The sequence below is a fragment of the Leuconostoc sp. UCMA20149 genome (genome assembly GCF_030400235.1).
GTDB classification, from domain to species: Bacteria; Bacillota; Bacilli; order Lactobacillales; family Lactobacillaceae; genus Leuconostoc; species Leuconostoc pseudomesenteroides.
In genome coordinates, this window is the sequence record NZ_VJYC01000008.1 from 76647 (window position 1) to 84805 (window position 8159).

At 42.2% G+C, this 8159-nt stretch carries 2 protein-coding genes and 5 tRNA genes; all 7 read right to left on the reverse strand.

Going from position 1 to position 8159, the window contains the following annotated elements; translation table 11 throughout:
- Positions 1-56: 56 nt before the first annotated feature.
- Positions 57-3719 carry a DNA-directed RNA polymerase subunit beta' gene (gene rpoC, locus FF105_RS07685; protein WP_147651173.1) on the reverse strand — a complete coding sequence of 1221 codons (3663 nt, stop codon included), beginning with the start codon at positions 3717-3719 and terminating at the stop codon, positions 57-59.
- Positions 3720-3738: 19 nt separating this feature from the next.
- Positions 3739-7353, reverse strand: coding sequence for a DNA-directed RNA polymerase subunit beta (rpoB, locus tag FF105_RS07690; protein WP_148424296.1), 3615 nt, complete (start codon positions 7351-7353; stop codon positions 3739-3741).
- Between the two features lie 246 nt (positions 7354-7599).
- A tRNA-Leu gene (locus tag FF105_RS07695) sits at positions 7600-7683 on the reverse strand.
- A gap of 24 nt (positions 7684-7707) precedes the next feature.
- Positions 7708-7780 (reverse strand) — tRNA-His (locus FF105_RS07700).
- Positions 7781-7782: 2 nt separating this feature from the next.
- Positions 7783-7856: transfer RNA gene (locus FF105_RS07705), tRNA-Trp, on the reverse strand.
- A 103-nt stretch (positions 7857-7959) separates the two neighbouring features.
- A tRNA-Asp gene (locus FF105_RS07710) sits at positions 7960-8033 on the reverse strand.
- Between the two features lie 2 nt (positions 8034-8035).
- A tRNA-Val gene (locus FF105_RS07715) sits at positions 8036-8108 on the reverse strand.
- Positions 8109-8159: the final 51 nt, after the last annotated feature.

Genomic DNA, 8159 nt, shown 5'->3' on the forward strand with positions numbered 1-8159 from the left:
CTTTAAATCAAAAAAACCGCTCATTCGAAAAATGAGCGGCTTTGTAGTCATCACTATTAATCTTCAAATGCCTTAGCGACATCATCTAATTTTGGAATGTCGGGTGTATCTTCTGTCTCAAGTTCAGGTTGTGCGATAACATCACCAACAACCTTACTCTTAATCTTACGATATTCCGCCATACCCGTTCCGGCAGGAATGATCTTTCCAATAATAACGTTTTCTTTCAAACCAACTAGTGGATCATTTTTACCACGAATAGCAGCATCAGTCAAGACACGTGTTGTTTCTTGGAATGACGCAGCTGACAAGAATGAATTTGTTTCTAACGCAGCCTTAGTAATACCAAGCAAAACTGGACGAGCAGTTGCCGGCACAAGACCTTCAAACAATGCTGGTTCATTAGCGCGCTTGAAATCAGCAATATCCATCAATGTTCCTGGCAATAAGTCTGTTTCGCCCGGATCCATCACACGCACTTTACGCAACATTTGACGAATCATAACTTCAATATGCTTATCCGAAACTTCAATACCTTGTAAACGGTAAACTTTTTGAATTTCTGTTAACATGTATGATTCTGTTGTTAACGTATCTGTAACAGCTAATAATTCCTTAGGATCAATTGGTCCTTCATTAATAGCATCACCACGTTGGATCTCGTCACCTTCTGCAAAACGCATGCGTGCAGTGAGCGGCAAAGTATACGTACGCGTATCCGTTTCACCTTCAATAGTGACAGCTTTCGTACGTTCTGCTGGGTTTTCTTCAATTGCAGTCACAACACCAGTCACTTCAGAAATTTCTGCACGTCCCTTAGGAATACGTGCTTCAACAATTTCTTGGACACGAGGCAAACCTTGCGTAATATCATTACCACCGGCAACACCACCTGTATGGAAGTTACGCATTGTCAATTGCGTACCTGGTTCACCAATTGATTGTGCAGCAACAGTTCCAACAGCTTCACCCACTTCAACTTCTTCACCAGATGCTAAGTTACGACCATAGTCGAGTACTGAAACACCGTGCTCTGTTGTTGACGTAAAGACAGAACGAATCGTTACTTCTTCAATGCCAGCATTGACAATCGCTTTGGCAACATCTTCATCAATCATTTCATTACGAGAAACAATCTTTTCACCAGTTTCTGGATCAAACACTGACTTCATTGCATAACGTCCCAAAATACGATCGTAAAGTGGTTCAACAACTGATGTGCCATCCATGATTGCTTTAACGGCAACACCACGATCAGAATCATTGTCGAATTCACGAACAATAACATCTTGCGCAACATCAACTAGTCGACGCGTCAAGTATCCTGAGTTAGCCGTCTTCAAGGCTGTATCTGACATTCCCTTTCGGGCCCCGTGAGTAGAAATAAACATTTCCATCACTGTCAAACCTTCACGGAAGTTAGCTGTAACTGGCAATTCAATAATTTTACCACCAGGTCCGGCCATCAGACCACGCATACCAGCCAATTGAACGAAGTTTGAAATGTTACCACGAGCACCTGAGTCTTGCATCATGAAAATTGGATTAGTTGGTTCAAATGATTCAATCAGCTTATCTTGAATGATATCCTTGGCTTTTGTCCAAATTTCAGTAACTCGTTGGTAGCGCTCAGCATCCGTAATCAGTCCTCGACGGAATTGCTTGGTTACAGTAGCAACTTGGTTATGCGCATCTTCAAGAATAGCAGGCTTTTCTTTCAAATCTGTCACATCAGTCATAGCAACTGTCAAACCAGATTCAGTTGACTTTTCATAGCCTAAGTCTTTCATGCGATCCAGTAACAGTGACGTTTCCGTCACTTTGTAGCGCTTGTAAACTTCAGCAATAATATCTGATAAGAATCCTTTTTTGAAAGCACCAATGATTGGCGTTTCTGCTAGATAATCATGAATATCTTCACCTGACTCAATGAAGAAACGATCATCGACGCCCTTAAAGTTATCCTCAGATGGTTCGTTGATAAACGGAAAATCAGTTGGTAAAATTTCATTAAAAATTAGCTTTCCAACTGATGTAACCATTACTTTAGAACGTTGTTCGTCTGTAAATGGCTTTTCAGCTGGGAATGAAGACGTTTGGATTCCAACACGTGTATGATAATGAACAACTTTACTTGCAAAAGCAATGCGTGCTTCATCAACACTTGAGAAAATCATCCCTTCGCCTTCGCGACCAGCTTCCTCAGTAGTTAGGTAATAGTTACCAATAACCATGTCCTGTGATGGCGCAACGATTGGCTTTCCATCTTTTGGTGCCAAAATGTGCCCAGCGGCAAGCATTAGTAAACGTGCTTCAGCTTGTGCTTCATCAGATAATGGCACGTGAATCGCCATCTGATCACCATCAAAGTCTGCGTTATAGGCTTCAGTAACCAGCGGATGCAAACGCATTGCTTTACCTGAAACTAACACTGGCTCAAACGCTTGAATGCCTAAACGGTGCAACGTAGGTGCACGGTTTAACAAAACAGGGTGTTCTTTAATAACATCTTCCAAAACATCCATGACATCGCCGTCAGCTTTATCAATCTTACGCTTAGCAGATTTGACGTTACCAGCCAACTTACGTGTTGTTAATTCTTTCATGATAAATGGACGGAACAATTCGATTGCCATTGGTACAGGCAATCCCATTTGGTTCATCTTCAAGAAAGGTCCAACATCAATAACTGAACGACCAGAATAATCGACACGCTTACCAAGCAAGTTTTGACGGAAACGACCTTGCTTACCTTTTAGCATGTGTGAAAGTGATTTCAATGGACGGTTACCAGGACCAGCCACTGGACGACCACGACGACCATTATCAATCAAGGCGTCAACAGCTTCTTGTAACATACGCTTTTCGTTTTGAACAATAATACCTGGGGCATTTAAGTCCAACAAACGCTTCAAACGATTGTTGCGGTTAATCACACGGCGATACAAATCATTCAAATCAGAAGTCGCAAAACGACCACCTTCCAATTGGACCATTGGACGCAAGTCTGGTGGGATAACAGGCACAACGTCCATTACCATCCATTCAGGCTTATTGTCAGATTGTAAGAACGCTTCAACAATGTCCAAACGACGTACAGCGCGTACACGTTTTTGACCAGTAGCTTCTTGCAATTCGCGCTTCAACTCATCAGCTTCGCCAGCTAAATCAACATTAGCCAACAATTCTTTAATTGCTTCCGCACCCATACCAGCCTTAAAGCCAGCACCATATTCTTTTTTCAATTGGCGGTATTCGCGTTCCGTCACCATTTGCTTCTTCTCAACTGGTGCATCACCAGGTTCAATGACAACGTATGACGCAAAGTAGATAATTTCTTCAAGTGAACGAGGTGACATATCCAAAACAAGACCCATTCGTGAAGGAATACCTTTGAAATACCAAATATGTGTAACAGGTGCAGCCAATTCGATGTGACCCATACGCTCGCGACGTACTTTTGATGATGTTACTTCAACACCACAACGGTCGCAGACGATACCTTTATATCGGATTCGCTTGTATTTACCACAGGCACATTCATAATCTTTTGTAGGTCCGAAAATGCGTTCATCGAACAAACCGTCTTTTTCAGGCTTTAATGTTCGATAATTAATCGTTTCTGGCTTTTTTACTTCACCATAAGACCATGAACGAATCTTATCTGGTGATGCCAAACCGATTTGCATACTTTCAAACTTGTTAACATCGATTGCCATCTATTTGCTGTTACCTTTCTTAATTATTGCCGTCTGATGCAGCTGTATCTTGTGCTTCAACCTTAGAAAAGGCTGCTGCAACTTCTTCGTCTTCTTTATTTAACAAATCTGGATTTGTACGAGCCAATTTTTCAAGTGCATCAACTGGTAAAATCGAATCATCTTCATCCATTTGACGCAATTCTACTTCATCGCCCGATCCATCCAAGACCTGCATGTCTAGACCAAGTGCTTGCAATTCTTTTACCAAGACACGGAATGATTCTGGCACACCAGGGCGTGGAATTGGTTCACCCTTGATGATTGACTCATAAACTTTAACACGTCCAGCAACATCATCTGACTTGTATGTCAAGATTTCTTGCAAGGTATAAGCAGCACCATAAGCTTCCAATGCCCAAACTTCCATTTCACCGAAACGCTGTCCACCAAATTGCGCTTTACCACCCAAAGGCTGTTGCGTAACAAGCGAGTATGGTCCAATAGAACGCGCGTGTATCTTATCGTCGACCATGTGGGCTAACTTCATATAGTGCATGACACCAACGCCAACACGTTTGTCGAATGCTTCACCCGTACGGCCATCATAAACAACTGATTTACCATCTTGTGGCAAGCCGGCTTCGCGTAATGCGGCTTCAATTTCATCATCACTAGCACCGTCAAAGACAGGTGAGGCAACGTGAATACCAAGTTGTTTTGCAGCAAATCCTAAGTGAAGTTCCAAAACTTGCCCAATGTTCATACGTGAAGGCACGCCCATTGGTGAGAGCAAAATGTCAATTGGTGTGCCATCTGGCATGTATGGCATATCTTCTTCAGGGACAACCACAGAAACAGTTCCTTTGTTTCCATGACGGCCAGCCATTTTATCACCAACTTGAATCTTACGCTTCTGAGCAATGTAGACACGTACCATCATATTAACACCTGGTGCTAACTCATCACCATTTTCTGGTGTATAAATACGTACGTTTTGAACAACACCACCGCCACCGTGAGGGACACGTAATGATGTATCACGCACTTCACGTGCTTTTTCTCCAAAGATAGCATGAAGCAAGCGTTCTTCGGCAGATAATTCTGTGACACCCTTTGGTGTCACTTTACCAACCAAAATATCACCATCATGAACTTCAGCACCGACACGAATAATACCATCAGCATCCAAATCCTTCAACTGGTCTTCACCAGTATTAGGAATTTCGCGTGTCATTTCTTCCGGTCCAAGTTTTGTGTCACGCGCTTCTGAGTCATATTCTTCAATATGAATTGATGTATAAACATCTTCGCGAACCAAACGTTCATTCAAAACGATAGCATCTTCGAAGTTGTAACCTTGCCAAGTCATGAAAGCAATCAGTGGGTTTTGACCCAAAGCTAACTCTCCTTGTTCCATTGATGGACCATCAGCCAAAACTTCATCAGCTTCAACGTGCTCACCAGCATGAACAATTGGCTTTTGGTTATAGTTTTTACCACCATTTGAACGACGGAACTTCATCAATTCATAGGTGTCAAGTTGTCCATCTTCACGACGCACACGAATTTGACGTCCATCAACATATTCAACTTCACCAGCTGCACGAGAAATCATAGCAACACCTGAATCGTGCGCGGCCTTGTATTCAATACCTGTACCAACAAGTGGCGCATGTGGATCAAGCAATGGTACAGCTTGACGTTGCATGTTGGCACCCATCAAAGCACGGTTGGAATCATCGTTTTCCAAGAAAGGAATTGCAGCTGTTCCAACGGAAACAACTTGTTTAGGCGAAACGTCCATGTAATCAATGCGATCAATTGGTGTTTCAATGTTTTCTTCACCAAAACGCGCCATAACCGTATTGTGTACAAAGCTACCATCTTCATTCAATGGTGAGTTGGCTTGTGCAACAATGTAATTATCTTCTTCATCAGCCGTCAAATAGTCAATTTTGTCGGTAACTTTGTGAGTTGTCCAATCAACACGACGGTATGGTGTTTCAACAAAACCATACTTGTTAATACGGCCATAAGTAGCCAGTGAGTTAATCAAACCAATGTTAGGACCTTCAGGTGTTTCAATTGGGTCAATTCGGCCATAGTGCGTGTAATGAACATCTCGGACTTCAACACCGGCACGATCACGTGTCAAACCACCTGGTCCAAGAGCTGACAAACGACGCTTATGGTTCATTTCACCCAGTGGGTTGGTTTGATCCATAAACTGTGACAACTGTGAAGAACCAAAAAATTCCTTAACAGCAGCAACAACAGGACGAATATTAATCAATTGTTGCGGCGTAACTGTATTGGCGTCTTGAATTGACATACGTTCGCGTACAACACGTTCCATACGTGTTAATCCAATACGGAATTGGTTTTGTAGTAATTCTCCAACTGATCGAATACGACGATTTCCAAGATGATCAATATCATCGACTGATCCAACACCTTCTTGTAAGTTCAAGAAGTAGTTCATGCCAGCCAAAATGTCGGCTGGACGAACTGTACGATCATGTTCATCAATATGACCGTTTCCGATCAACAGCAGCGTCTTATCAGGATTTTCAGGTGCTTCAATTTTAATCTTTTGTAATGTTACAGGTTCTTCAAGAACAGCATCACCAGAAGGTGTATAAGTTGTTGTCTTGAAATCATCACGATCCAAAAATGGTGATAATTTAGCCATCACTGACTTGTCAACTAAGGTTCCTTTTTCGGCAATAATTTCACCTGAATCAGGATCAGCCAAAGTCTCTGCTAATGTCTGATTTAACAAGCGTGTCTTCAAAGACAACTTTTTGTTGATTTTGTAACGACCAACAGATGCTAAATCATAACGTTTTGGATCAAAGAAACGTGCAACCAACAACGCACGTGATGAATCTGCCGTTTTGGGTTCACCAGGACGCAAGCGTTCATAGATATCTTTCAAAGATTCTTCGACACGAGAATCAGACATGTCTTTGTGAACGTCTTTTTCCAAAGTCATATTCAAAGCATCATACTGATCTGAAAAAATATCAATAATATCAGAATCAGAGCCAAATCCCAACGCGCGAACCAACTCAGTCATGAGCAATTTACGTGTACGATCAATACGAACGTTTGCAATACCTTTTGCATCAGTTTCATATTCTAACCATGCACCACGGTTAGGAATGACGGTTGTGCCATAATGAGGACGACCATTTTTATCTGTTTCTTGATTGTAATAGATACCTGGTGAACGCACTAATTGAGAAACAATAACACGTTCAGCACCGTTGATAATGAACGTTCCTTGCTCCGTCATCAATGGAAAATCACCAAAGAAAACATCTTGAGACTTGATTTCACCAGTTTCATGGTTAGTCAAACGCAAAGTTACGTGTAATGGTGCTGAGTAGTTAGCATCATGTTCACGTGCTTCATCAATGTTATATTTGGGTTCCATCAACTGATAATCAACATATTCCAATGATAATGTTCCTTGGAAATCATCGATTGGCATGATGTCTCCAAACATTTCTTTGATACCATCATCTAAGAACCATTGATATGATGCCGTTTGAATTTCAATCAAATTTGGTACATCTAAGACCTCTTTGATACTTGCATAAGACCGACGAGTACGGTGCTTACCGTACTTAACTAAATGTCCTGCCACACTTATCACCTCATTAATTATTTACCGTGTTTACATTACTGTTTGATTACAAATCAAGCTATGTGGCTTGAAAAAGTAACCTATGAGCACAAAAAAAGCAATCGCCCCTGTTTCCGCAGATAACGTTTGCTTCAATATAAAGAACTTGCGGACAATATTTCGCAAAAATCATATTTATTCACAGTACTACAGGTACTAATTATACATGAAATATAAAAAAAAACAACCTGAAAGGTTGTTTAATAATGCCGCCGGTGGGAGTCGAACCCACACGGTGTTGCCACCACTGGATTTTGAGTCCAGCGCGTCTGCCAATTCCGCCACAGCGGCATATGATAAAGCCCTAAAGCTTAGGGCGGTAGAAGGGGATCGAACCCTCGCATGCTGGATCCACAAACCAGTGTGTTAACCACTTCACCACTACCGCCATGGCAGGGATAGAGGGAATCGAACCCCCATCAACGGTTTTGGAGACCGCTATTCTACCGTTTAACTATATCCCTAATACTAAATAAAATATATATCGACTCAAGGCCGAAATAACATGGTAAGGAATTGCGCCTTACTTTACACTGAAAATTGTACATGTCTTTTTAAAACTTGTAGCGGTCACAGCGGGGCTCGAACCCGCGATCTCCTGCGTGACAGGCAGGCGTCCTAACCAGCTAGACCATGCGACCAATGGACGCTACAGGGATCGAACCTGTGACCCCCTGCTTGTAAGGCAGGTGCTCTCCCAGCTGAGCTAAGCGTCCATGATGGAGAGGAAGGGATTCGAACCCTCGAAACGTGTCGCCACGCTTACA